The organism is Bacillota bacterium (assembly GCA_013178415.1).
In the GTDB taxonomy this organism is placed as follows: Bacteria; Bacillota; SHA-98; order Ch115; family Ch115; genus Ch115.
This window is the reverse complement of sequence record JABLXA010000002.1, coordinates 46,421-72,340: the sequence shown is the minus strand read 5'-3', so window position 1 is coordinate 72,340 and position 25,920 is coordinate 46,421. Positions and strand designations below refer to the sequence as shown.

Sequence of the window (25,920 nt, the reverse complement as noted above, 5' to 3'; positions counted from 1 at the left end):
AGCAGATTTTCTCGGGAGAGGAGCCTTCCTGTGAACTACAAAAACTCAATGCATATAAACGCCAGTGGTCATCTTGTCTTTGGAGGTTGTGATACAGTAGAGCTTGCCCGGACCTACGGAACTCCCCTTTATGTCATGGATGAAATGGCCATCAGGAAAGCGTGCCGGGAGTTTAAGAACGGCCTTCGCGACGTATATCCGCGTAGCGAAGTCCTTTATGCCAGTAAGGCGTTTTGCGCTCTTGCCATGTGCCGCCTTGTGGACGAAGAGGGGTTGTCGCTGGACGTCTCAAGTGGCGGCGAACTCTATACTGCGCTTGCGGCTGGATTTCCGCCTGATAGGATCTATTTTCATGGAAACAATAAATCAATGGATGAGATCCGGCTCGGACTCGAGTCCAGGATCAAGCGTTTCATGGTGGACAGCCCCTATGAGCTTCACCTTTTGAATGAGCTCGCTGGCGGATATGGCGTCAAGGCAGATATAATACTTCGTCTTACTCCCGGGGTGGAGGCCCACACTCATGATTATATTCGCACAGGGCAAATTGACTCTAAATTCGGTATTGTCATCGCTAACGGTCAGGCCATGGAGGTCCTGAAGGAGGCTCTTTCCATGGACAATATCGAGGTCCACGGTTTCCATTCACATATTGGCTCCCAAATCCTCGAGATTGATCCATATGTCGCGAGTTGCGAGACGATGATGGATTTCATCGGCGAAGCATACAAAGAAACGGGATTTGTGCCAGAGGAGCTGGATCTGGGAGGCGGAGTGGGTGTCCGTTACGTGCCAGAGGATACAAGACCTGATTTGAAGGAGCTCTTCTCAAGGGTGGCTCAGACCGTGAAGGCGAAGGCCAATGATTATGGGATCCCGGTGCCCAAGCTTCTTTTTGAACCTGGTCGTTATATCGTTGGTGAAGCTGGTATCACCCTTTATACTGTTGGAGCCGTGAAGACCATTCCTCATGTACGCAAATATGTGGCGGTAGATGGTGGTATGGCAGATAATCCCAGAGTGGCTCTCTATGGAGCTAAATACGCCGCCATTATTGCAGGCAAGGCAAACCTTCCTCCTACTGAGATTGTATCCGTTGCCGGCAAGAGTTGTGAATCCGGCGACATGCTGATCTGGGATATCAAGCTCCCCCCTGTGGAACCCGGAGATATTCTGGCCGTTATGACCACCGGCGCATATACTTATTCCATGGCGAGTAATTATAACAGGCTGCCGAGGCCGGCATGCGTCTTCGTGTCAAACGGCATCTCAACCTGCGTGGTTGAGAGGGAAACATATGAGGATCTAATCGCTAAGGACCGGATCCCCGACGCAATGAGGCAGGAACGCCAGAGTGTCGCAGGGCTCTGAGAGTGACGCAATAGGCGGCATAAGGGGGATTTTCGTACATTGAACTTGATGATGACACTTGTAACCCTGCCAATAATTCTCCTGGCTCTTACTGTACATGAATATGCACACGGAGCCGTTGCCAACTCCCTCGGGGATCCAACCCCGCGCCTCGCTGGCAGGCTTACATTGAACCCTCTGGCGCACCTCGATCTTCTGGGGACACTCATGTTGATCATCACCCAGAGGTTTGGATGGGCAAAACCCGTACCAATCAATCCAGCTTATTTCAAAGACTGGCGACGAGGAATCATGGCCGTGGGAATCGCAGGTCCCCTTGCGAACGTCACAATGGCCTTTTTGTTTGGTCTCCCACTGCGGTTCGGAGTGCCACTTTCATATGGAATCAGATTTGTGTTGGAAATCAGCGTGTACATCAACCTGGGGCTGGCCGCTTTCAACCTGATACCAATCCCGCCTCTGGATGGGTCGCGTGTCTTGGCAGGGCTATTAAGGGGCAAGAATGCATATCTTTACTACCAGCTTGAAGCATATGGACCCTTCATATTGCTCTTTCTCATCATCACAGGGGCTACATCCTATTTCATCATCCCCATTTGGGCCCTCTTGCGGAGGATCGTGCTTGGATGGTGACCGGAAGGGCTCAAAAAAATAGGGACCATCTACCCGGCAGAGATCAGGAGAATCTCTTTGTTGTCAAGATAGGCTCCTTTGAAGGAAGTCCCAGGGATTTTCTGCGGATTCTCTCGCAGGGGAAAATGGATCTTTCATCTTTTCAGGTGGGGAAATTGGCTTCTGAATTCCATAGAATCGTGAGCAGCCAGGATCCTGATCTCCTGGATCTGGATGAGACGGCTGACCAGGCGCTGGCGCTTGCCATGCTGGTGCGCGAGAAAGCAAGAAGGCTATTCCCAGATGACCAGCCCGCGGAGGGGAATGCCGCGGCTTTGGAAGAGGGAGATGAAGAGGATCGAGGCAGCCTCGAGGATACCATACCCACTTTACGCCAGCGCCTGGAGGAATATGAACAATTTCGCAGGGCGGCAGAGGCGCTCAAGAGGCGGGAAGAGATTTGGCGCAGGGTAAAGGGGCGCCCAGTTGATGATGCCCTGGTAGCCAAACAGGTGGCATTCAGACAGGATGACTCTTCTTCTGAGCGGGTGACACTTGAAGACCTCATATCAGCCCTCGAAGGTCTCCTTAGAGAGATAGATGAAGATGACGTTCCTGTCCCGACAGAGGAGCTATCCATCGAGGAGCGAATGCAGGAGATAAGGGATAAGTTCAAAGACAGGCGGAGGATGAGTTTCCGCGAGCTATTCACCGGCCCCCGGACTAGGTCTGCCATCATTGCCGCTTTCATCGCCTTGCTTGAGCTCATACGTATCGGGGCTGTCCGGGCCCAGCAGGACCGTCATTTCGGCGAGATCATGGTGATCTTGGTCGATGAAGGCGAGAGTATGCAAGATGCGTTGCCTAAATGAGATCGAAGCCGCGGCTGAAGCTCTCTTGTTCAGCTTGTCTCGGCCTATAACAGTGAAGGAAATCAGCACCATTCTTTCTATAACTCCTGAGGAAGCAGAGAAATCTATTAGTAGTCTGATGGACTTATATAACGAAGGAAGACACGGGATCCAGATAGTGGAGGTAGCCGGTGGATACCAGATGGTAACGCGGCCAGCATATGCGGACTATTTGGAGAAAGCGGAAAAGGGCAACAGGACCTCCCCTTTGAGCCGTCCTTCCCTTGAGACTCTAGCCATAATCGCTTACCGGCAGCCGATAACCCGCGCAGAGTTAGAATCTATCAGGGGGGTCAAATGTGATGGGGTGATAGCCACTTTGCTCGATCGTGGTCTCATCTGCGAGGTAGGGCGCAAAGATTCCATAGGCCGGCCTATTCTTTATGGTACAACGCCTGAATTCCTGAGATACTTCGGGCTTAGATCCTTAAAGGACCTCCCGCCAGCGCAGAAGCCGGAGCATGCATCCGGGGTTCTGTCACCCCCGGCGGGACCCTCTCAAGCAAAGATTGATTCTGAAAGATCTGGAGTTTGAGATGAATATCCCCTTGCCTTGACGAACAAATTATGGAAAGAGGTTGTGTCGGAGGGGAAGGGGTTGTGCATCAAAAGTATAGCTTTTGTTATCCTTGCCTTCTTTTTGCCCATCATAAGTTTCCTCTTCGTCCCGGTGAAGGTGGAGTTAAACTATAGAAGAAGGGGCGGGGCCGATAATCTCATTCTGAATTTGACCCTTCTCTGGTTGATTAGACTAAGGCTGGCAGACCTTTCTCTTCAGGAAAAGTTGGTTGAGCAGGCGCGGTCATTCCTTGAGCGGGGTTTCGGGAAGGCGCCTGAGCATTCTGAGCCCCATAAGGATGAGCGTGCCGGATTGAGAAAAAAGATCCTGGGTGCGATGAGAAGTGCGGCTCTCGGTATGAAACATGAATGCCTGCTATTTCACCTCTTTATCAGGTTCAATACTGGGGATGCCGCAGCTACCGCCATTCTATCTGGAATGTCATGGGCCACAGGAGGCCCTCTTCTGGCCATTGCGCAGAATCATTTGATATTTCGCAAGCGTCCCTCCATCAGGATCATCCCTGTCTTTGACCAGCCAGTTTTTGATGTCACCTTTCATTGCATAGTGAAGATAAATCCAGGTTATATTATCGTCCGAGGTCTGCATGAATTCCAGAAAATATATCGCGCGCGGAAGAAGCGAAGGAGGGTGGCATCTCATGGCGGAGCATCCGATAGAAGGCCTCATGAAGACGGCCATGCAGAGTATCAAAGAGATGGTTGACGTAAATACCATTCTGGGTGATCCCGTGGAAACCCCGGATGGTAATGTTATCTTGCCTGTATCCAGGGTCAGTTTCGGCTTTGCTGCTGGCGGCACGGATTTCGAGGCCGGAGGCGCGGCTCCCGAAGGCCAGGGTGACGGTGAGGCCGCATCTGGCGCGTCCCCATTTGGTGGAGGGAGCGGCGCAGGTATATCAGTAAGTCCGGTGGCGTTCCTCATAGTCGGAAATGGCCAGGTCAGGCTTCTCCCTGTTGATAGAAATGCTATTTTCGACAGGCTCCTGGATGTTGCGCCGCAGCTTTTGCAGCAGCTGCAAGGTAATTCCGGACGGAGGCGGGAACTAACGCGCCCTAATGTCCAGGGCACTGCCCAATAGCTTCCCAGGGCCTCCTTTCCCCGCTGTTCCCCGACATACCCCTGCTGTTCCAGTTGACAGCAATTGCGGGGTTGAATATACTCGGAATGGAATAGGGAGAATGGGGGGACGCGGTAGCTTATGAAGCAATTCGCCGTGATTGGCCTTGGCAGATTTGGGGAAGGTGTCGCGAGAACACTATCCCGGCTCGGGTGCCAGGTGCTGGCCATTGATGACGATCAGGAGAAGGTCCAGCATATGGCGAATATCGTTACGCATGCTGTGCAAGCAAATGCCACTGATGAAGATGCTCTGAAGTCCCTCGGCATCAGAAATGTAGATGTGGCCGTGGTAAGCATTGGTGAGGATATCGAGTCTAGTATCCTCGCCACATTGATTTTAAAGGACCTTGGCATAAAGTTCGTCGTGGCGAAGGCTCATGATGAGCTTCACGGCAAAGTACTTGAAAGGGTGGGGGCTGACAGAGTCATATATCCAGAGCGGGACATGGCCATACGCGTAGCAACGAGCCTTGTCTCAGGGAATATCCTGGATTATATCGAACTTTCACCTGAATTCACTATAGCTGAAATTATTTCGCCCCCTGAATTTGTGGGAAAGAGCCTGAGGGAGCTCAATATCAGGGCTCAATTCGGGATCAATGTGGTTGCAATCAGATCACAGGGGCGCATCAAAGTATCGCCAGGTGCTGATGATAAGATCAATGAAGGAGACATTCTTGTCTTGATAGGGCGAACTGAGAGCTTTGAGAAACTCCCCAAGAATGATTGAGGGAATGGTAGCATCAATGGCAGAACGCCTCCAGAAGATATTAGCGGCCGCCGGATTTGGATCGCGTAGAGCATGTGAATCTATCATCATGGAGGGTAGGGTGAAGATCAATGGAGCCATCGTGAGGGATCTTGGAGTCAAGGCAGACCCGCGGGATGACATCATCGAGGTGGACGGAAATGTCATCCGGCTCGAAAAGAAAGTGTACCTCATGCTTCATAAACCCCCGGGCTATGTGACCACTGTGCGGGATCCGCAGGGACGCCCAACTGTCATGGATTTGATCCCCGATGTTTCAGAGAGGGTTTTTCCAGTCGGCAGGCTGGACTATGACGCTGAAGGCTTGCTCTTTCTTACCAATGATGGCGGGCTTGCTCAAATCCTGACTCACCCTAAGTGGGAAGTGGATAAGACATACATAGCCCGTGTGGAGGGGATTCCTGATGAACAGGATCTTGAGAGGCTCAGGACAGGAGTGGATTTAGACGGACATGTATCTGCGCCAGCCAGCGCGGATATCCTGAAGAGGCTCAAGGGCAGTGCGATTCTCAGAATAACGATCCATGAGGGCAGGAAGCACCAGGTAAAGAATATGTGCAGGGCCGTGGGGCATCCTGTTTTAAGGCTCAAACGTGTGAAATTCGGGCCGCTTTCCCTGGGGAGGCTTGGTCAGGGCAGATATCGTCACCTTTCCCATCGAGAGATAAGAGATCTCATGAGATTTGTAGATAAAGCAAGAGAGAGGAGCAAAACATCGCGTCCAGACATAATATCTGTAGGTGAGAGATTGTTCATCATACTCGGTATCATATTCGGCATCACGCTCATTGCGGCGCAATCCCTTATAGCTACTGATTTCGGGCGCCGACGTCTTGTTCCCCTGGAGCGCCTCGAGGGTGTTCCAATAAAGGAATACGTCGAGATTATCCAGGGTGAGAAGGCAAAATAGGCTTTTCATCTAAATCATTTCTCTAAATCTCTTGCAAGGCGCATGTAAGTATGCTAGACTCTATGTTAGATGTTGTCACGGCGATAGTGTTTTGATTTAGTTCATGAGTCTGTGGTGTTGTTGTGAGGCGGCCAAAGTTGTATAATTTTGCCCGTAGTATCTTCGCATATCGCAAGGGATTCGGTTTTGGCGACAAGGCTTTGGTTTTTTATGTAGATGTAGGTTTTGAAGGAAGCGGGAAGCATTTGGCACTCGGTGGCGGGTGCTTTTTGTGTTTTAGCCAGAGCGGGCGGAGGCGAGAAGATGGCCAGTGATGTGGATAAGACCAATTCCCCCCTTGCCAGAAAGGTACTAGAGAGTATACGTCCATATACGCCGGGTAAGCCGATTCAGGAAGTGGAAAGGGAACTCGGATTATCGGGGGTTGTGAAGCTTGCCTCCAATGAGAACCCTCTGGGCCCTTCTCCCAAGGCGATGGAAGCCTGCCGTTCTGCAATGGCTGAAGCGCATTTGTATCCGGATGCGCGCGGGTTTTACCTCAAAGAGGCAATTGCCGAAAAATACGGCATCCGAGAAGAAGAGATCGCCCTCGGAGCCGGGGCCGATGAACTTATAGAAATGATTGGCCTTGCATTCCTGAACCCAGGGGAAGAGGTAGTAACTGGTCATCCATCCTTTGTTCAGTATAGGTTTGTATCTAATCTGATGGGCGCCGATTTTCTAGCGATCCCACTCAGGGACTATACTTTCGACGCTGATGCAATCATCGATGCCATCACCCCGAAGACCAAGCTGATCTTCATTTGCAACCCCAATAATCCCACAGGCACGATAATCGGGCAGGAACCGTGTGAAAGGATAGTAAGAGCCGCGCAGGAATCCGATTGCCTCGTGGTATTTGACGAGGCTTATCGCGAATTTGTTGAATCCTCTGATTACCCCGATGCCATGGGATACGTCCGCGACGGCCTGCCTGTCATTGTCCTCAGGACCTTTTCAAAGATATACGGGCTTGCGGGTCTCAGGGTAGGGTGGGCATACAGCCGGCCCGATATCATCTCGTGTTTGAATAAAGTCAGGATTCCATTCAACGTGAGTTCCATTGCCCAGGAGGCTGCCAGAGCTGCGCTCCAGGATGATGAGCACGTGGCAAGATCAAGGAATATTACCCAGATAGGCAAAAGGTATCTTTACTCGGAATTTGAACGACTCAATCTTTTCTATATACCCACCGAAGCCAACTTCATAGCAGTAAAGTTTGGGGATAAAGCGCCCGAGATTTATGAACACATACTTAAGAATGGCGTGGTGACCAGGCTTCTCGATTCTTTTGGGATGCCGGGTTTCATCAGGATAACGATTGGAACGCCTGAGCAAAACGAGAGGCTGGTTCGCGCCATCGTATCGTACCTTTCGGGGAGACAGGTTTCAGGAGGACGAAACGGCCTGGTGATAGCCATCGATGGGCCGGCCGGGTCTGGCAAGAGCACCATAGCTAGCATGCTTGCCAATCGTCTCGGCCTGCGGTATGTCAGCACCGGACTCATGTACCGGGCCCTTACGCTCAAGGTAATAAGGTCAGGAGCATCCGCTTATGATGATGCAGAAGTAGGAAATATCGCGCAAAACCTGGACCTTCGTTTTGAATGGAGCGATCCTGCAACCATGAAGGTTTTCATGGATGGCGAAGATGTAACCGGGGAATTGACAAGTCCTGAGGTTGACTCTCTAGTTTCCCCGGTGTCCAGGGTCCCTCTGGCGAGAAAGATACTTACAGAGAAACAACGTCTTCTCGCTAGAGACGGTGGGGTCGTCATGGAAGGTCGGGATATTGGGACAGTAGTCCTGCCTGAGGCGGATCTGAAGATCTTTCTCACCGCATCTCCGGCGGAACGGGCCGTAAGGCGTAGCCGACAATTGTCGGAAAAGGGAATCTCGCAGGATATCTCCAAGATCAGAGAGAATATTGAGATGAGGGACAAGATGGATAGTGAAAGGGTAAATGCGCCTCTGAAACCTGCGGATGATTCCATTACTCTCGATACGACAGGCAAGTCTCCCGAAAGAGTTATTTCCGAGATACTTGACATAGTCGGATCTCTACCGGGTAAATGCACGGGGTGATGGGGTGCTTTATTTCCTGGGCCGTCTAATTATCAGGGCCTTACTAATGATCACCTGTCATGTCCGGGTAATCGGCGAGGAAAATATCCCTCGACAAGGTCCTGTCATCTTGGCGTCAAATCATGTAAGCCTGCTGGATCCCATAGTCATCGGTTGCGTCGTGAAGCGGCCAATTGATTTCATGGCCAAACAGGAATTATTCCGAAATCCGATATTCGCGACTATATTGAAATGGGTTTATGCATTTCCCGTGAGACGGGGAGAAGCTGACAGGCAGGCATTCAGGCATTCCCTCAGAATTTTGGAAAGAGGCAGGGTCCTTGGAGTATTTCCAGAAGGCACCCGAAGCGTTAATGGGAAATTGCTTCCCGCAATGTCAGGGACCGCCCTTATTGCTTCCAAATCGGGTGCCCCTGTTATTCCCATTGCTGTGCTTGGCACCAGAGAAATATGGAAGAAGAATGCTCTCCTTCCTTGTCCCGGGCGGATAGAAGTAAGAATTGGTAAGCCTCTTGTCTTTTCACGCGATGACGAAATGCCGATTGGAGTCATGAGTGAAAAGATTATGAATGAAATCGCCGCCCTTATGGCGGATACAGGGGGTGAGGCTATCGAGGGTCGTTCTTGCCGATAAATATGGCATGTGCTACGGCGTTCGACGCGCCATTGACATTGTATGTCGCAACGCAGGGTCAGGCAGCCCTGTTTTCACTCTTGGTCCTCTTGTGCATAACTCGAGTGTCACAAGGTGGCTGGAGGACAGGGGAGTTCATATAGCACGGGATCTGGATCGCATATCTGGTGGGACCGTGGTGATACCTTCACATGGCATTCCACCCGCGGTTATTGATGACCTTCGAAGTCGCGGGGTCAACATCATAGATGCGACCTGCCCGAATGTGACCCGGTCGCAGAAGATCGTCAAGGACATGCTGGCATCAGGTTATAAGGTGGCTATCGTGGGTGACCCCGACCATACAGAGGTCAAGGGCCTTGTTGGTTGTGGCCAGGGAGAGGTCGTAGTGGTATCCTCTGTTGAGGAAGCAAAGGCGAAAGTGGTCGGCCCGAAGATCGGCATCGTGGCGCAGACTACCGTGCCTGTTGAGTTATTTGATGCTATAGTGGCGGAGCTTTCCAGCCGTGCCCAGGAAGTAGCGGTCGAAAACACCATTTGCATGGCCACGATCGAGCGGCAAAGGGCAGCTCGGCAACTGGCGCACAGTGTTGATGCAGCACTGGTGATCGGAAGCAGGGCGAGCGCGAATGCTCAAAGGCTGAAGCAAATCGTTGAAAAGGAGAACATACCGGCCTTTCTTGTGGAGAATGCTGAAGAAGCCGCAAAAGTGAATTTGGCTGGGGTGCGATCCTTGGGCATTACGGCGGGAGCTTCAACGCCCAGCTGGGTGATCGAGGAGGTTTTGGCGAAGATGGCTGAGTTAAGTGAGGAGAGACATGACAATATGAGTTCTGTCGGTCAGGAGTTGGATACGATGCCAGATATGAAAGCTGGCGAGGATCAATTGGATGATAAAGACGGCAACAGCGAAGCCGCGGGAGTCTCTGATGGGGGTCGTGAGTTTCATGAGGGGGACATTGTAACCGGCACGATAGTCAAGGTGGACCCGGATGAAGTGCTGGTTGATATCGGGTATAAGTCTGAAGGGATAATTCGGTTGGCGGATCTATCCAATCGCCGCGTGAATTCGGCCGCCGATGTCGTGTCGGTTGGCGACTCTGTGGACGTTAAGATCAAGGCATTCACGGATGATGGGGATGTGATCCTCTCCAAGAAAGAGGCAGATACAGAGAAAGCCTGGGAACGTATCTTGAATGCCCTCTCCACCGGTGAGGTTGTGCAGGGTAAGGTCACTGATGTCGTAAAGGGTGGCGTTGTGGTTGATGTGGGTGTCAGGGGGTTTGTCCCTGCCTCACAGATAGGTCTCCGGCCGGTCCGCGATCTCCACACGCTAGTAGGAAATGAAATCAGGATGAAGGTCCTGGAGGCGGAGAAGGATCGAAATAATGTGGTACTCTCAGAGCGCGCTGTTCTCGAACAGGAAATGCAGGAGAAGCGCGCGAAGGCCTTCGAAGCTCTCCGGGAAGGCGAAATAAGGGAAGGCATAGTCAGAAGGGTTGTGAACTTCGGCGCCTTTGTGGACATCGGGGACAATCTCGAAGGCCTTCTTCATGTGTCAGATATGACCTGGGGCAGGACTCGTGATCCGCATGCCATCCTGAACGAAGGAGACCGTGTCAGGGTGAAGGTTTTGGGAGTGGACCGGGAGAGGGAACGTATATCTCTTGGCCTGAAGCAGACAATGCCGGATCCGTGGCAGAATATTGAAAGCCGCTATCCCATCGGGAGCATAGTAACCGGCAAGGTCACCAAACTCGTGGATTTCGGCGCCTTTGTAGAACTTGAAGATGGGATAGAGGGCCTAGTGCATGTCTCCCAGATCTCAGACAAGAGGGTGGCGAAGCCTGAAGAGGTGCTCCATCCCGGAGATGAGGTAAATGTCAAGGTAATTTCATTGAAGCCGGCTGACCGCAGGATCGGGTTAAGCATAAAGGAAGCCCAGCCACGGCAGGAAAAGGAAGATTACAAGAAATACTCCGGTAAGGAGACTGAGCCCCCGGGGCCGACCCTTGGTGACGTCTTCGGTGAGTTGGGCGAATTGCTTGAAAAGGAACGCGGAAGAGAAGAGAAGTAATCTCTAGGTACTCTAATTAGTAGATCCGGGAGTGGATACTCCCCTCGGCGGGCGCAGCCCTGCTGCGGGGCTGCTTAGTGGTGCTCGGCCCTCAGGCTATAAGGCCTCGGACCAATGCCGCCGGGAGGAGTATCCACCCCCCCCATGTTACGGTAGACAATCCACCGCGTCTGCTGTCTATGAAACAGACAGACATCCGATGAATCGCTTCGAAGCGAGAGCGCCGGTCCATTGGCTTTAACCCATCCTTTGTCATTGACCAGCCTGGAATCGGGCGCCCGCACAGTCAGTTGCACACATAGCCCGCCGAGCGCACAGCCTGTTGCATGCCCAGCCTGCCGCCCGCGCGCAGCCTATTGCGCCTGCAGCCTGCCCGCCGCGCACAGTCCAATCAATGCACTTACAGCCCGGTGCGCAATTGTCCAATACGCATACAGCCCACTTTTTTCGGAAAACCTACCTTTTGTAAACATGCCTTATGATGCGAGAGTTTTTCTGCAACAAAGGGACCAGAGGTGATCATGGTGCCAGTTGGTGTCAGCATATTGCTTGCCGTCAGCATTTTGATCTTCTTGGGCGTATTTCATCGCGTGCTGGACAGGATGCATTTGAATGACAGGCAAGCGCTTGTATTGCTAGGTTTGATGATCCTGGGGAGCTTCGTGGACATTCCGCTATATCGAAATGCCAGGAGTATTACCCTCAATGTTGGAGGAGGGGTAGTGCCAATAGTCATTGCAGTGTGGCTCCTGGCAAGGGCTGATACTCCCCGGGAGACCTCGAGAGCGATCTTTGGAACGATAATCACAGGTGGGGTTCTTTATGGAGTCTCGAAATTGTTCACATTTGAGGAAGGTCATACCGTCATAGACCCGATCTATCTTTTCGGGATCATAGCAGGTGTCGTGGCCTACATAGCCGGAAGATCCAGGAGAGCTGCCTTCATTGGCGGGATCTTAGGCGTTTTGCTCCTCGACCTGGCTCATTTGGTTGAGGTGACGGTCCGAGGACTACCCAGCACCGTTCATATAGGCGGCGGTGGGATATTAGATGCCATGGTGCTGGGCGGAATCATAGCAGTGGTCCTAGCCGAAATCTTTGGCGAGATAGTGGAGCGCGCCCGTGGCGGCCCTGCGTCAAATGAAGAGCGGATGGTCAGGGTAGACCACCCGATTCATAAGGCAGAATCCCAGGAACAGCCTGAGCAAAAGGGGGGCGGCGGTAATGAAAATGAGCACAACGGCGAAGCATAGCTTGCGTATCCGCCATTCATTTCTCCTGTGTATTTCGCTGTTGGTTTTGATACTCCTTTCCCAGCCTGTCGCTTTGGCCGAGATGGAAAGAAGGGATGGGTTCTTCACCATCGTTGATGAAAAGGGGAATGAGCTGTTCAAGACTGCCCATCTCTTGAGTGTAGGCGATATTTTCATCAATGAAGACAACAAATCATACACTCTGTCTGAAATCAAGGGAGACACGGCAAAGGCGAAATTCATTGAAGTAGTGAATCTCGGAGTCCTTCCACCCAAAGACGCTCGCAAAGCCATGACTATCGACGAGTGGCTCCTGGCTCAGGTGCGTCCAAAACCGTTGATTGGCTTATATTGCACCCATAGTGATGAGTCTTACAACCCTACCAGCGGCACCTCATCCAAGGATTGGGGTGATATATATCAAGTCAAGGCCTCTCTGGCTGATGCGCTCAGGACAAAGGGATTCACCGTCATTAGTTCGGACGCCAATCATAATCCGCATGATGGGGCCGCCTATGAGAGATCTAGGCGCACAGCCGCCCAACTACTGAAGAGAAGGCCAGCCGCCCTTATAGATGTGCATCGTGACGCGGTGCCGCCGGAAGTCTATTCAACCACAGTGTCAGGTATACCAACTACAAAGGTCACCCTGATAGTGGGGCGCGAAAACCAGGCAAGAGGGGCTAATTTGAGGTTCGCGAAGGCCCTCAAGGCCGCCGCTGATAGAGATCATCCTGGACTTGTCAAAGGAATATTGGTAGCTGATGGCAACTATAATCAAGATCTATCAGGAAGATCCATTCTCCTTGAATTCGGGGCCAATACCAATGGTGTGGAGCGCGCCATGGAATCGGCGAGGCTATTTGCGGATGCTATCCCTGCGGCGCTTTCAGCAGTCCCCGAATCCAGGCCGGGTATGGCTCCAGGAGGAACAGGCAGGGCTGTTGCCTGGATCATAGGCATAGTGCTTGCGGTCGGGCTTCTCTTGTTTGTGCTGAGCGGGGGATCATGGGAAGGGTTGAAAAGGCAAGCCCGGAGGGTTGTCAGTCTGGAGTTTCTCAACCTGCTGGGGATCAGGCATAACAAGAAATAAAACCATCGCGTAAATGAAATCGTCGCTCAAATGAAATCGTCACCGGGTATGAAAATATGCATCTTGATCTAGGGAAAATCGCGATAGCCATTCTGATGGGGACAATGGCAAGGCTCTATATGCTGCGGATCGACTATCGTCGTTATCCCAGTTATCCCCATGGATATGCCGTCCACATGAGTCTGGGGTTCATTGCTGCGAGCCTTGGAGCACTTGCGATACCTGCCCTGCTCAAAAAAGATTATATGGCAGTAACGATTCTCGGTCTTGCAGCTCAACAATTTCGCGAGGTTCGGGATCTCGAACGCCGGAGCCTTCAGGATATGGAAGAGACGGAGATGGTGCCTCGTGGAAACGCCTATATAGACGGAATAGCCAAGGTGTTCGAGGCGCGAAACTATCTCGCGATGCTCACGGCTCTGACCACAAATGCGGGAATTTTCCTCTTGCCCTTTTCGTTCAGCATCAACCTCCTATGGGGAGTGGCGGTAGGACTTGTAACCATGGGCCTCCTCAATTTCTTGATGCGCGGCAAAAGGGTAGGCGATATCGCTCGGGTCCGAGAAGGCAACCTCCACTTCGTAGGTTCATTGCTTCTGGTGGAGGATGTCGTGCTTACAAATATAGGTCTTGCAAAATCCAGGGAAATGATAGCAAAGAGGGGGCTGGGCGTTGTCATCGAACCCAAGGATGACAATGCCAGAGCCGCATTATTCAACCTCGGACAAAGACAGGCAATAGCCCATGATGCATCTGCCATCATGGGAGTAAGGTTGGATGTGTCAGAACCCGAGTTCGTCCCACTGGTAAGACTCAATACCAATACTGGCAGGGTTGTCATGGCCATCGTGCCCATGGAGAAGGACCTGGAATGCCTGCTTGAGGCTGTGCGCAGGGTGCCAGTCTTAGAAACATCCACTGGCAGGCCCCTTTCAACTAGAGCTGGCCGAATAGCTCAAGATTGAGGGCCGACAGCCGGTTGCATATATGTGTAGAGATTTATAGATAACCAAGCTTGAATTCAAGAATATGAGCTGATCGTGCGCGGCGCGTCTGGCAGCCGCGTGGTGATATAGCCGGATTATCTTCCAACCCTAGACTTGCCAATCTATATAAAAGCAGGGGGAGAATCGTCTTGGAAGTGGGATTAAAAGATACGATCATTGCAGTGGTGGCCCGTGACAAAGATAAGGTTGGCGGAGATGTACCCATCTTTTTTGCCGAGACTCTCGAGGAGCAAGAAAGGGTAGCCATGTACCTCAGCAGAATAACGGGCGGGGTGGTACATGATCTCGAAAATGGCACCTACATAATCGTGAAACACTAGCCCATGAAGGTGATATATTACTGCTATGGGGGCGCCCACTCCTCCGTCATCGCCGCGGCCATCCACCTCCGATTCCTCCCGCGGGATAGAATTCCGACCATCAAGGAAATATTGGACCTTCCGCATTTCGATAAGGCCGATTCTAAGGATATAGGCCAGTGTATCTTCATGGGAAATGATGTGAAAGACAATCAGGTATATATAATGGGCATGGGATCCAGCAGACTCATTGTCCGCAGGGCGATTCTCAGCATCCTTGCAGTCTACGGACACGATGCCAGGGATCTCCTCATGGTAGATGCGCTTTCCCAGGCAGGGCTCCTGATTAGGATCGGTGGCATAACATCGAAACGGCTCAGGCTGGTCCCTATAGGGAGGTTTTTCACCGCGCTCGGGATCCGTTTGGCATACCATCGTTTCCTAAAGCTGGTTGAGGGGGTGGAATCATCATTGGGCCGAGCAAATTGCGCGCAAACGGACCCCAGCATGAGTTCGCCGGATTCCGGCATAAATTCAGCCGATTTTGGCGCTGGTTGACACCCACGATTCCTTATGTTACACTGAATTTGTTGTGTAATAGCCCTAGTTTTGGGGGCCCTTGACGCGAGCAGCATTTCTATTATAGTTGTCCCTGGTGAGAGGAGGACTCATTTTTGAAAGGCCGAAAAGTAATCATTGGGGTCGTGGCCGGAGTCGTGGTCATACTCGCTGCAGTTCTTGGTTTGTATGTATTCTCGGATGTCAGGGCAGTGGCGAAGATAAACGACAAGCCCATCACATGGAAAGCCTTCTATAGTAAACTAGTTGCCCAGGGCGGAAAACAGGTCCTCACTGCCATGATCAGAGAGGAACTCATCTCTCAGGCCGCCGCGAAATACGGCATAACCGTGGATAAGGCTGATATAGATGCCGAGATCGCTGATCTGGAAAAGCAATTTGGTTCATCTGCCGGGCTTGATATGATTCTCGCTCAATATGGGATGAATAGGGATGAACTCGATGACCAGATCCGGGTCAATCTCCTCCTTGAGCGGTTGGCGACCAGGGATATAAAAGTCACTGAGGATGAACTGCAGAAATATTATGAACAGCATAAGGATGAATTCAAGGAACCTGAACAGGTAAAGGCGAGGCATATCCTCGTTCCTGATGAGAAGCAGGCCAAGGATATATTGAATAGGCTAAATGCCGGCGAAGATTTTGTCGCGCTTGCAAAAGAAAAATCCACTGATCCTGGGACAAAGGACAAGGGAGGGGACCTCGGATACTTTACGAGGGGAACCATGGATCCGGCGTTCGAACAGGCCGCTTTTTCTCTCAAGGTGGGAGAGACAAGCGGTATCGTGAAGTCAGCGTTCGGTTACCATATTATTCGCGTTGAAGGAAAGAAACCCGAGAAGCAGCTGACTCTCGATGAGGTGCGGGCTAAGGTGGAAAGGGATGTAAAGAGGCAAAAGGCAAAGCCGGCCCAGCAAGTTCTTGCGGAAATAGGGTCGCAAGCCAAGATCAAGATCAATTCTAAGGATCTGGAGAGCGTCAAATATAACCTTGGTTTCTAGTTATGAGTATATGTGCTGTCCCGTAGGCGCCGATCACCCGTATCAGCTACGCCGCGATCAAGGCCGGGGGGCCTGCGATGAAATGCAGGCGCAGGCCAGGGGCTAGCTGAATAGCCTCAGCCACCGATGATGGTTGCTGGTCTCATATCCGTCATGGCGCGTGGTTTTACCCGGACAGATCGCGCACATGAGGGTGGGCTTATATGATATGATAAGAGGGGGACATCCCCCTCTTATCCTTTAGTTGCGGAGGGTTTTGGAATTGGTCCTCATTCAGGACATAAGACCTGGGAGTATTGCAGACAGGCTAGGGATACACCCTGGCGACACCCTTATTTCAGTCAATGGGCAGAGCCCGAAAGATATCCTAGATTATAGGTTCCTCATGTCAGACGAGGAAATCAGGCTCTTCACAAGATCACAGGATGGGAGTCTCAGAGAGTCCATCATTTACAAAGAATTTGATGAGGATATCGGACTGGAGTTCGAGGATGCCTTATTTGATGGGATAAGAAGATGCCATAACCGGTGTATTTTCTGCTTTGTGGACCAACTTCCGCCCGGCCTGCGTGAGAGTCTCTATGTGAAGGATGACGACTATCGCCTTTCGTTCCTTCATGGCAATTTCATTTCCCTGACCAATCTGACAGACGACGAGATCTCCAGCATCAAGAGGATGCGCCTCTCGCCCCTCTATGTCTCTGTGCATTCCACAAACCCGGATGTCCGGGCCAAGATGATGGGTAATCACAAGGCCGGCAAGATCATGGCGATCTTGAGAGACCTGACCGAGGCGGGGATCGAGATTCACACCCAGGTTGTGCTGTGCAAGGGCATAAATGACGGACCCGAGCTGGACCGTACTATCGCGGATCTGGCCCGGCTCTGGCCTGGGGTCAGATCATGTGGTGTGGTTCCTGTGGGGCTTACCAGACATCGTGATCGCCTGGCGAATATCTCGCCATTCACATGGCAGGATGCAGCTTCTATCATACAGCATACAATGGTGCTGGGAAGGAAATTCTTAGAAGACATAGGAACAAGATTCATATTCATCGCCGACGAGTTTTTCCTTCTGGCCGGTGTGAATTTTCCAAAGAGAGGGTACTATGAAGATTTCTGCCAGAAGGAAAATGGTATAGGAATAGCCAGGGATTTCATGGACAGTTGCCAGCGGGAGCTCCGTAGGGCGAAACGATTGATCAGGAAAGGGATACTGAAAATCGGCGAGAGATGGATTTCCGTGGCGACGGGCGTATCTGGGGCGAAGGTTCTCGCGATGGAAACCCCTGCGCTTCAAGAGATAGAGGGACTTCATCTGAAGATATATGCCATTCCAAACCGCCTTTTTGGTCCGCTGGTGACCGTCAGCGGACTTGTGGCAGGTGGTGATATAATCAGTGCGCTCAAGGGCCAGGAGCTAGGAGATGAACTTTTGATTCCAAAGGTCATGTTGAGGTATCAAGGTGACAAGTTTTTGGATGATACTACAATAGAAGATATAAGCGATTCTCTCGGCGTCAAAGTCAAATGCGTCGAGGCCGGCGGGAAATCCTTCATCCGGGCGGTACTTGGAGAAGAGTATGAAGAATAGGGGGACCTTGAGATGGCTGTGAGGCTGCCTGTGGTCGCCGTCGTAGGGCGCCCAAATGTGGGGAAATCTACCCTTTTCAATAGAATCATCGGCCGGAGACTCTCGGTGGTTGAAGAAACGCCCGGGGTTACGCGCGACAGGGTATACGCTGAAGCTGAATGGAATGGGAAGTCCTTCATGCTCGTAGACACGGGGGGCATCTTACCCCAGGAGGACATGAACGATACCATCTCCAGCAAAGTACGAAAACAGGCAGAGATTGCAATCGACGAGGCTGATATGGTCATATTCGTGGTGGATGGCAAGGATGGTCTCGTCCCGCTGGATCAAGAGGTGGCGTCCATTCTCAGAAAGTCTCGCAAACCTATGATACTAATAGTCAACAAGGTGGATGACTTAGGCGAAGCTAAACAAGGCGATAGAGACTATTTGGAGTTTTATCAGCTAGGTCTAGGTGAGCCATTCCCGATCTCGGCGCTGCATGGTAAAGGGATAGCGGATGTGCTTGACAAGATCGCGTCAGCGTTCCCAACACAGGTTGCTGAGCCGGACGAACATGTGATAGTTCGTGAATCGTATGAACCCGCTGCGGTTCAGAGGCCAGAAGATCTTGAAGAAAAAAAAGAGGCAAAGAAGATTGACGCTATAAGGATCGCTGTGGTGGGGCGTCCAAATGTCGGAAAGTCCTCCTTGGTAAATGCGATCCTCGGGGAGGAGAGAACCATAGTTTCAGAAATCCCGGGGACTACCATCGATGCCATTGATACGCCTTTCGAGTACAGAGGAAGGCCATTTGTCATAATCGACACGGCCGGAATCAGGAGAAAAGCGCGCGTCGACACCCCGTTGGAGAGGTACAGCGTGATGCGCGCAACCGCCGCCGTCGAAAGGGCAGATGTGGCGCTTCTCGTCATAGATGCCACAAGAGGTCCGGCTGAACAAGACGCCAAAATAGGCGGAATAATCCATGAAGCGGGCCGGGGGTGTCTCATCGTTGTAAATAAGTGGGATCTCATTGAATCTCATAGGAAACAAGAACAGGCATTCGAGTTGAGCATACGGCGGGAGATGGCTTTCTTAGATTATTCACCCATCGTTTTCGTCTCAGCGGTGACCAAACAAAGGATTGGGACCATGCTGGACATGGCGCAGAAGATTGCGGAAGGGTCCATGAAGGAGATTCCTACATCAGAATTGAATTCTGTTTTAGAGGAGATCACAGAAAGGGTACCCCCTCCTACGCGAAAGGGCAGGCGTCTCAAGATCTACTACGCAACCCAGGTGGGGCGGAGGCCGCCCACATTTCTGCTCTTTGTGAACGATCCTGAGATAATGCACTTTTCATATGAGCGCTATCTCGAGAAGGAATTCCGCCGGGCCCTCGGATTTGAGGGTGTGCGCATATTCTTGAAATCACGGCGGCGCCGTTCGTGAAGATGTCGTTACTGTCTTCGTTCAGAATTTGGAGGTTTGCCAGGGATGATGTATGATTGTATTGGAATCATAGGATCCGGCGGGTGGGGGAGCGCTCTCTCCATCCTGCTGGCGAAAAGAGGCAAGAAGGTGTTGCTTTGGACAAGGGAAAAGGATGTGGCAGATGAGATCTTGTCAAATAGAACTAACGAGGATTTTCTGCCCGGGGTCACATTTCCTGAGGGAGTCATTCCGACCCTGGATATCACTTATGTGGCCCGGGCGGCCCGATTCATCATCGTGGCGATTCCTTCCCAATATTTGAGGTCTGTGGCGAGAATGCTCTCTCCCCTCATTTCCCGCGAGCATGTGATAGTCCATGTGAGCAAAGGAATAGAGGTAGATAGTCTCCTCCGCATGTCCCAGGTGCTGAGAGAAGAATTGCCCGTAGAAGTTCATGATCGTATAGGTGTTGTATCAGGCCCTAGCCACGCCGAGGAAGTGGCGCGGGACATTCCGACAGCCGTCGTCTCCGCGTCAGAAAATCCCGAAATAGCTCTTATGGCCAGGGAGGTTTTGATGGGCCCGACCTTCAGGGTTTATCCTTCTCGGGATATGATCGGCGTCGAATTGGGCGGAGCGCTGAAGAATATCATCGCCCTGGCGGCAGGGTTGTCGGACGGTCTCGGGTGTGGCGATAATACAAAGGCTGCACTTATGACTCGAGGTCTCGCAGAGATCACACGCCTTGGAACGAGCATGGGCGCTTCGCCGCTTACCTTTGCAGGATTATCGGGGCTTGGCGACCTTATAGTGACCTGCGCTAGCCGACACAGCCGCAACCTGAGGGCCGGGATCGCCATAGGGCAGGGCAAGACTCTTGAACAAGCGCTGAGTTCTACACGAATGGTGGTAGAGGGCGTTCCCACGACAAAGGCCGCTCACAGGTTGGCGGCGGAATATGGCGCGGAAATGCCTATTACAGAAATGTTATATTCGGTCTTATTTGAGGGATATGACCCGAAGCAGGCGGTAAGTGATCTGATGTCGAGAGAGCCGGTGTATGAGGCAGAATTTGAGTTCACTGGTATCACAAGGATTCCAAGGAATCTTATGAGGAGGGAATTGGCAGATGGGTGCACAGGCTGGATCTCCTAATTGGCTGGTGTTGGGAATATCGATTGCGATCGCGGGTCTCTTTGCTTTCCTCGCATATCGAGACGCGAAAGTAAGGGATTCGAATCCCATATTATGGGCTGCCGCCATCGGAATCTCTGGGGTCATGCTCCTCCCGCTCATCGGCGCGCCTATTGCCTTTCTTGTATATCTCATGGTGAGGCCGCGCGGGAAACTACTGGTATGTCCCCATTGCGGCAGGAAGTACATTTCGAACCTCGCCTTTTGTCCGCATTGTCGGAAGGAAGTAAAGAAAGAGTGTCTGAGATGTCATGAAACCATGGAACTCGACGCAGAATATTGCCCACATTGTCGCATGAAGGTATCTTGAAAAGATGCTCGTCGAAATGCGGACAGACTTTTCGAGCGCGCATACAAGGGGGCAGGAATTACCCGGGTGATGTCGAAAGCTTAATTGCATATATTGTATATATCGGGATCATCGGGGGGAATCGGGGTGAAGGACAATCTGGGCAGGATTGAAGATCTCATCGGCCAGTTGTCATCTATCGAAAAGGACCTCGAAACTCTCGGCCCCCATGGGCTTGATGAGGCCCATAAGGAAATCACGAGCCTGAGGAGCCAGATCACCGAGCTCTTGATCTTCGCGCTCCACGAAGGTGATACTTTGACCCGGCGAGGCGCGGCGTATGGCCTCACCAAGCTCAGAGACCCTCGAAGCGTTGGCGCGCTTATAAGTTCTCTCGAGGACCATGACGATGTTGTCCGAGGGTGGGCCGCCGAAGCCTTGGGCGCAATGAAATGTGATGAGGCGGCCCCGGCGCTGATTCGAGCGCTGAAGGATGAGAACCCCTATGTTGCTTATAATGTCTCAAACGCCCTCAAACGTCTCAACAGGAGCCAGGTTATGCGGCTTCTAATCGAGAGCCTGTCCGACTCCTCGGGGAATACCCGACGGCGGGCCGCGAAGCTTCTTGGGGAGATCGGGGATTCCAAAGCTGTATTTCCCCTTATCAAGTGTCTCAAGGATGCCGATGAAAGGGTGCGTTATGAGGTTGTAGAAGCGCTCAGGAAAATCGGGGATTGGCGAGCGGTGCCAGCAGTCATAGAGGCTCTGCAGGACGACAATCGTGACGTGAGATATGGGGGCATCCAGGCGTTAAGAGCCTTTCGGGATCCAAGGGCTATCGACGCGCTTGTCAGGATTTGTCTAGAGAACAAGGATCTCCGTCCCATAGCGCTTCAGGCTTTGAAGGAGATCTGTGGGGAAGATGCTATAATCCCCGTCCTCGCGGCTATCGAGCAGATAGAAACCCTGGTATGCGTGGCAGCGTCCAAGATACAGGAGAAGGTTGAATACCACCAAGCAAGCGGATAGTGATCATTGATGCGAGTCTTTCCCATATGTCCCTTCTGGTAATATTCATTCACGTTTTGCTGGCCGTGCCTGGTATCTTTTGATGCAGGCGATTTTGCAGGCCAGCTTTTATTATAATATATATCATGAAAATGCATGAAGCTAGGCAGAAGGGAGGAATTCGCAGAATGCCGGTAAATCAGCTGGAGATTGTGTGGCAGTTGGTCCTTGCCTGCCTGCTTGGTGGGCTTGTAGGCCTGGAGAGGGAAAGCCATGGCCGTCCTGCTGGGTTCAGAACCCACATACTCGTTTGCCTGGGGTCTACCCTTGTCATGATACTATCTATTACTGCCTTTCAGGGGTTTCCAGACAGAGATCCGGCTCGCCTGGCTGCTCAGGTGGTAAGCGGCATTGGATTTCTGGGAGCTGGCACCATCATGCGCGAAGGAGCTACAGTAAAAGGCTTGACAACAGCAGCGAGCCTTTGGGTTGTATCAGGCATCGGCCTTGCTATTGGGGCAAGATTTTACGTGGCGGCGGCCATTACCACGAGCCTGGTCGTAGGAGTCCTGATTCTACTAGATCGGTTTGAACGACGTGTAATTCACACGAAAAGGCGTAATCTAACAGTAATAGCAAAAGATCGGCCCGGCCAGCTTGGGTCCATAGCCACAGTCTTGGGCAGATATGGTATAAGTATCAAAGGAGTGGACATGGAAGCGGTAGAGGAAAATGAAGAAACTCGCATGCAACTTTTCGTGGAAATCCCTCCGATGATTTCCAGAGACAAAGTCCTAGAAGAGGTTTCGCGAGTTGATGGAGTCCTGAGGGCGGGATATGAGGAATAGCGCTGATGCATCGATTCTTATAAGAAGATTATCATAGAAGGGGATATGCCAGCTCTCGAAGAAGGCGCTGATCCGCGGTTTTGTGAAAGGGGAATTGATGTGCAGATTCTTGTTACAAATGATGATGGCATCTTTTCTGATGGCCTTGTGGCTGTTGCTAGAGAACTGAGTCGCAATTTCGATGTGGTAGTCGTAGCGCCCGATCGCGAGAGAAGCGCGACAGGGCATGCTATAACTGTGCTGCGGCCGCTGCGGGTGGAGAAAGCTAGCCTGCCTGATCTTTCTATTGAGGCTTGGACTGTAGATGGCACCCCATCTGACTGCGTGAAGTTGGCTATTGAAGCGCTGCTCCCGCAGAAGCCTGACATTGTCATATCTGGAATAAACAGGGGGCCTAATCTCGGGACCGATGTCCTGTATTCTGGTACCGTATCCGCCGCCGTCGAGGCTACTCTGGCAGGTATCCCCTCCGCGGCCATATCTGTGACGGCCTTCGAGAATCCTATATATGAAGCTGCTGCTGCCTTTACAGTAAGGCTCGTGGAGAAGATCAAGGGAAATGGGCTTCCCCCATTGACCGTGCTCAATGTCAATGTCCCATCATTGGACATGGATGAAATCGTCGGTGTCGCCATAACCCGCCTAGGGGCCAGAAAATATACTGACGTGTTTGACCGCCGGGTGGACCCCCGTGGAAGGACTTATTATTGGCTGGCCGGAGATGTCATCGAACTAGATGAGGAAGAAGACACTGACAGCGCGGCCATAAGGAATAAGATGATATCAGTGACTCCACTCTGTTTCATCCTTACAGACCATGAGCATATTGACTTATTATCACGCTGGGACCTCAGGATATGATTTTGGCTCTCAAGATATGGGGCGCATTTTCCCCATTCTAGGTCTCAGCTAGGGATCTTACATATGGGATGCATTTCTCCATTCTCGGGTGAGAATTCTGGGATGTGAGACGCCTTTTCCCCCGTTCTTGCATAAGATATAGGACGCGATAGAAAAATGCAGGATGGGGGAGCATATCCATGGCCATCACTACCATTGAGAAGCTTCTTCTCGCATCCATCTTGATTTCCCTTGTTGGCCTGCTTCAAATGTCATGCGGCCTTCTCATGTGGCATACTACAGAAAGATCAGGGCGATTGGTTATAATACTGGCCAAGATCATGATTATCACTTTCCTGATATATATTTTTCTTGCAGCTCGATTAGCAGTTGGTGTATTCTTTAACGTGGTTCGTGCAGTTTGACCGCGCGCTAAACCCGGACTCCACCCGATGAAAGGGGGTAATAGCGGCTTTGCGGGGGCATATGCCGCTATGGATAAAGATGAAAGTTGCAGTGATCATGGGGGGCAAGTCTCAGGAACGTGAGATCTCGCTCAAGACCGGAAACCAGATCCGGGATGCACTTTTGAGTAAAAACCACGAGGTTGTTAGCTTTGACCTGGATGACAACTTGTATGATGGACTTATGAATTCTCGCCCGGACGTCGTATATATCGCGCTTCATGGAAAATATGGAGAAGATGGGTGTCTTCAGGGAATGTTGGAGATAATGGGCATACCCTATGTCGGGTCCGGCGTTCTCGCCAGCGCTCTAGCAATGAACAAGATCATGGCAAAGAAGATCTTTGAATACTCAGGTATCCCTACGCCAAAAAGTATTTCATTTTCTATGGCTGAGATGGGAAATTATATACAAAATTCAGAGGCTGAGGCAGACAATTCCCCGATAAGTTCAAAGACTGGGCAAGGCGACTTTTCGACGAATCCAACTCTTGAATTAAAGGAATTTCTTGCCGTTCATGGCCTGCCTGTTATTGTCAAGCCCAATAAGCAGGGTTCAACCATAGGCCTTACCGTGGTTCGAGACGAATCACAAATCGCCGGCGCTATTGAACACGCGTTCAAATTCGATGATGAAGTAATCATAGAGGAGTATATAAGCGGCGTGGAGCTCACAGTAGGAATCATCGGAAATAAGGATCCTGTGGCCCTTCCAGTCATTGAGATCGTCAGTGAGACTGGGCTCTACGATTATACAGCCAAATATACCAAGGGGCTGAGCCATCACATAATCCCTGCCCGAGTGCCGGAAGATTCTATCAAAGAAGCCCAACGAATAGCCCTGGCCGTTCATAGGGCCATAGGATGCCGCGGGCTATCAAGGGTTGATATCATGCTAGGCAAGAAGGACTCGATCCCTTATGTCCTTGAAATCAACACTCTTCCTGGAATGACGGAAACCAGCCTTGTTCCTGATGCAGCAAGGGCGGTTGGCATCGAATTCCCGGATCTTGTAGAGAGATTAATCAGGCTCGCCCTTGAGCCGAAGTGAATCAATGACAGCTCCCTCGAGTCAAGATGTAACAGATTTTCATGATACAAAGAGCCGAGATGACTACATTTGAATCATCTCGGCCAAGTATTCCGATAAAAGAGTGCCCATCCACACTCATCGCCTGGGGCACTGGTTCAAGCGCCCAGTTAAAATGCCGGTTTAGACATCTGGCTGAGATGTCAAATCAGACGTCCGGCTAAAACGCCGGTTCAAGCGCCCAGGCGGTCACTTCCTGAAGACCGAATTCTAGTGCCTCTTGGTGGCTTTCCATATATATGTCGATCCTATTGCCTTTGATAGCGCCACCTGTGTCTTCCGCTCGGAAGACTCCCATGTCTTCGATCAGGATCCAGGTTCCCAGCGGAATTACATCAGGGTCAACTGCCATCGTCTGATCTTTTGTGGCCATTACGCCAATATGGGTTATTCCTGAGGCTGGATCTTCCCATCCTTTGCCAGTACATTTCTCACAAGCATCATACGCAGACGCCTTGAGCTTAATAGGCGTCGCAGGAGCCATCGCCTCCACAACCGATCCATGATGGCATAAAGTATGGGTTTGCGTCCATTCCTCAGATATTCAAAGCGGAATAGCTGCAATAAGAAGCGCAATAGCCATACAAAACAATTTCCTTCTCATCGCATAATCCCTCCGCGCTGCCTGCGCGATCAGTTTTGCCGCATAACCGTCTGCACAGCCAGCCTTTTGCAGCGTGTCCCTGTATGCAGCCGGGCGGACAATTCCGATATCTGTCCCCGGCATCATCCGCGCCATCAATCTCGATTTTCATTTCAATTTTAGATTCCCCATCATTGAAGAGATTAATCTCACAAAACCTGAAAGAACGAGCAGATACTTGTACTGTTTAGT

At 51.4% G+C, this 25,920-nt stretch carries 28 protein-coding genes and 1 pseudogene; 27 read left to right on the top strand and 2 right to left on the bottom strand.

Translation table 11 applies throughout. From position 1 onward, the window contains the following. Nucleotides 1–48: 48 nt before the first annotated feature. From lysA to HPY52_01520, 27 genes and pseudogenes are all read left to right on the top strand, one after another. Nucleotides 49–1,371, top strand: coding sequence for a diaminopimelate decarboxylase (gene lysA, locus HPY52_01650; GenBank protein ID NPV78968.1), 1,323 nt, complete (start codon nucleotides 49–51; stop codon nucleotides 1,369–1,371). A gap of 48 nt (nucleotides 1,372–1,419) precedes the next feature. Next, complete coding sequence (locus HPY52_01645; protein NPV78967.1) at nucleotides 1,420–2,004, top strand: site-2 protease family protein; 585 nt, start codon at nucleotides 1,420–1,422, stop codon at nucleotides 2,002–2,004. Then, nucleotides 1,998–2,855 carry a segregation/condensation protein A gene (locus tag HPY52_01640; protein ID NPV78966.1) on the top strand — a complete coding sequence of 286 codons (858 nt, stop codon included), beginning with the start codon at nucleotides 1,998–2,000 and terminating at the stop codon, nucleotides 2,853–2,855. The genes HPY52_01645 and HPY52_01640 overlap by 7 nt, the downstream gene beginning before the upstream one ends. After that, a complete protein-coding gene (gene scpB / locus HPY52_01635) occupies nucleotides 2,839–3,429 on the top strand; it encodes an SMC-Scp complex subunit ScpB (GenBank protein NPV78965.1) in 591 nt (196 codons plus the stop codon). The genes HPY52_01640 and scpB overlap by 17 nt, the downstream gene beginning before the upstream one ends. 18 nt (nucleotides 3,430–3,447) lie before the next feature. Further along, complete coding sequence (locus HPY52_01630) at nucleotides 3,448–4,179, top strand: DUF2953 domain-containing protein (GenBank protein ID NPV78964.1); 732 nt, start codon at nucleotides 3,448–3,450, stop codon at nucleotides 4,177–4,179. Continuing rightward, nucleotides 4,115–4,555: a sporulation protein YtfJ gene (gene ytfJ / locus HPY52_01625; protein NPV78963.1), complete on the top strand. Its 441-nt coding sequence runs from the start codon at nucleotides 4,115–4,117 to the stop codon at nucleotides 4,553–4,555. The genes HPY52_01630 and ytfJ overlap by 65 nt, the downstream gene beginning before the upstream one ends. Before the next feature lie 120 nt (nucleotides 4,556–4,675). Further along, a complete protein-coding gene (locus HPY52_01620; protein ID NPV78962.1) occupies nucleotides 4,676–5,326 on the top strand; it encodes a TrkA family potassium uptake protein in 651 nt (216 codons plus the stop codon). 16 nt (nucleotides 5,327–5,342) lie between these two features. Beyond that, complete coding sequence (locus HPY52_01615) at nucleotides 5,343–6,275, top strand: rRNA pseudouridine synthase (protein ID NPV78961.1); 933 nt, start codon at nucleotides 5,343–5,345, stop codon at nucleotides 6,273–6,275. A gap of 303 nt (nucleotides 6,276–6,578) precedes the next feature. After that, a pseudogene (locus HPY52_01610) lies at nucleotides 6,579–7,691 on the top strand (histidinol-phosphate transaminase). Nucleotides 7,692–7,721: 30 nt separating this feature from the next. Then, nucleotides 7,722–8,399: a (d)CMP kinase gene (locus tag HPY52_01605; GenBank protein NPV78960.1), complete on the top strand. Its 678-nt coding sequence runs from the start codon at nucleotides 7,722–7,724 to the stop codon at nucleotides 8,397–8,399. A gap of 46 nt (nucleotides 8,400–8,445) precedes the next feature. Continuing rightward, on the top strand, nucleotides 8,446–9,033 hold the full coding sequence (locus HPY52_01600) for a 1-acyl-sn-glycerol-3-phosphate acyltransferase (GenBank protein NPV78959.1): 588 nt from the start codon (nucleotides 8,446–8,448) through the stop codon (nucleotides 9,031–9,033). Continuing rightward, a complete protein-coding gene (locus tag HPY52_01595) occupies nucleotides 9,002–11,110 on the top strand; it encodes a bifunctional 4-hydroxy-3-methylbut-2-enyl diphosphate reductase/30S ribosomal protein S1 (GenBank protein ID NPV78958.1) in 2,109 nt (702 codons plus the stop codon). Before HPY52_01600 ends, HPY52_01595 begins: the two co-directional genes overlap by 32 nt. 521 nt (nucleotides 11,111–11,631) lie before the next feature. After that, the gene (locus HPY52_01590; protein ID NPV78957.1) at nucleotides 11,632–12,363 is read left to right on the top strand and encodes a DUF1614 domain-containing protein; all 732 of its coding nucleotides are present in this window, start codon (nucleotides 11,632–11,634) and stop codon (nucleotides 12,361–12,363) included. Beyond that, a complete protein-coding gene (locus HPY52_01585) occupies nucleotides 12,335–13,456 on the top strand; it encodes a stage II sporulation protein P (protein NPV78956.1) in 1,122 nt (373 codons plus the stop codon). Before HPY52_01590 ends, HPY52_01585 begins: the two co-directional genes overlap by 29 nt. 56 nt (nucleotides 13,457–13,512) lie before the next feature. Beyond that, entirely contained in the window at nucleotides 13,513–14,421 is a 909-nt protein-coding gene (locus HPY52_01580) for a hypothetical protein (GenBank protein ID NPV78955.1), read from the top strand. A gap of 170 nt (nucleotides 14,422–14,591) precedes the next feature. Beyond that, the gene (locus tag HPY52_01575; GenBank protein ID NPV78954.1) at nucleotides 14,592–14,783 is read left to right on the top strand and encodes a hypothetical protein; all 192 of its coding nucleotides are present in this window, start codon (nucleotides 14,592–14,594) and stop codon (nucleotides 14,781–14,783) included. Between the two features lie 3 nt (nucleotides 14,784–14,786). Continuing rightward, on the top strand, nucleotides 14,787–15,320 hold the full coding sequence (locus HPY52_01570; protein ID NPV78953.1) for a DUF3189 family protein: 534 nt from the start codon (nucleotides 14,787–14,789) through the stop codon (nucleotides 15,318–15,320). A gap of 116 nt (nucleotides 15,321–15,436) precedes the next feature. Further along, entirely contained in the window at nucleotides 15,437–16,342 is a 906-nt protein-coding gene (locus HPY52_01565; protein NPV78952.1) for a foldase, read from the top strand. Between the two features lie 244 nt (nucleotides 16,343–16,586). After that, nucleotides 16,587–17,936 (top strand): DUF512 domain-containing protein, encoded by a 1,350-nt coding sequence (locus tag HPY52_01560; protein ID NPV78951.1) that lies wholly within the window; start codon nucleotides 16,587–16,589, stop codon nucleotides 17,934–17,936. A gap of 18 nt (nucleotides 17,937–17,954) precedes the next feature. Then, nucleotides 17,955–19,370 carry a ribosome biogenesis GTPase Der gene (gene der / locus HPY52_01555; protein NPV78950.1) on the top strand — a complete coding sequence of 472 codons (1,416 nt, stop codon included), beginning with the start codon at nucleotides 17,955–17,957 and terminating at the stop codon, nucleotides 19,368–19,370. A gap of 48 nt (nucleotides 19,371–19,418) precedes the next feature. Further along, the gene (locus HPY52_01550; GenBank protein ID NPV78949.1) at nucleotides 19,419–20,507 is read left to right on the top strand and encodes an NAD(P)H-dependent glycerol-3-phosphate dehydrogenase; all 1,089 of its coding nucleotides are present in this window, start codon (nucleotides 19,419–19,421) and stop codon (nucleotides 20,505–20,507) included. Continuing rightward, nucleotides 20,482–20,856, top strand: coding sequence for a zinc ribbon domain-containing protein (locus HPY52_01545; GenBank protein ID NPV78948.1), 375 nt, complete (start codon nucleotides 20,482–20,484; stop codon nucleotides 20,854–20,856). Before HPY52_01550 ends, HPY52_01545 begins: the two co-directional genes overlap by 26 nt. A 126-nt stretch (nucleotides 20,857–20,982) precedes the next feature. Continuing rightward, nucleotides 20,983–21,864, top strand: coding sequence for a HEAT repeat domain-containing protein (locus tag HPY52_01540; protein NPV78947.1), 882 nt, complete (start codon nucleotides 20,983–20,985; stop codon nucleotides 21,862–21,864). A 167-nt stretch (nucleotides 21,865–22,031) separates the two neighbouring features. Beyond that, complete coding sequence (locus HPY52_01535; protein ID NPV78946.1) at nucleotides 22,032–22,691, top strand: MgtC/SapB family protein; 660 nt, start codon at nucleotides 22,032–22,034, stop codon at nucleotides 22,689–22,691. Nucleotides 22,692–22,790: 99 nt separating this feature from the next. Beyond that, nucleotides 22,791–23,552 carry a 5'/3'-nucleotidase SurE gene (gene surE / locus HPY52_01530; GenBank protein ID NPV78945.1) on the top strand — a complete coding sequence of 254 codons (762 nt, stop codon included), beginning with the start codon at nucleotides 22,791–22,793 and terminating at the stop codon, nucleotides 23,550–23,552. 179 nt (nucleotides 23,553–23,731) lie between these two features. After that, on the top strand, nucleotides 23,732–23,956 hold the full coding sequence (locus HPY52_01525; GenBank protein NPV78944.1) for a hypothetical protein: 225 nt from the start codon (nucleotides 23,732–23,734) through the stop codon (nucleotides 23,954–23,956). 73 nt (nucleotides 23,957–24,029) lie between these two features. Further along, nucleotides 24,030–25,046, top strand: coding sequence for a D-alanine--D-alanine ligase (locus HPY52_01520; GenBank protein ID NPV78943.1), 1,017 nt, complete (start codon nucleotides 24,030–24,032; stop codon nucleotides 25,044–25,046). Between the two features lie 199 nt (nucleotides 25,047–25,245). Here the strand turns inward: HPY52_01520 and HPY52_01515 are convergent, their stop codons facing one another. Next, on the bottom strand, nucleotides 25,246–25,569 hold the full coding sequence (locus tag HPY52_01515) for a 3D domain-containing protein (GenBank protein NPV78942.1): 324 nt from the start codon (nucleotides 25,567–25,569) through the stop codon (nucleotides 25,246–25,248). A 60-nt stretch (nucleotides 25,570–25,629) separates the two neighbouring features. Further along, nucleotides 25,630–25,824, bottom strand: a complete 195-nt coding sequence (locus HPY52_01510; GenBank protein ID NPV78941.1) for a hypothetical protein — start codon at nucleotides 25,822–25,824, stop codon at nucleotides 25,630–25,632. Nucleotides 25,825–25,920: the final 96 nt, after the last annotated feature.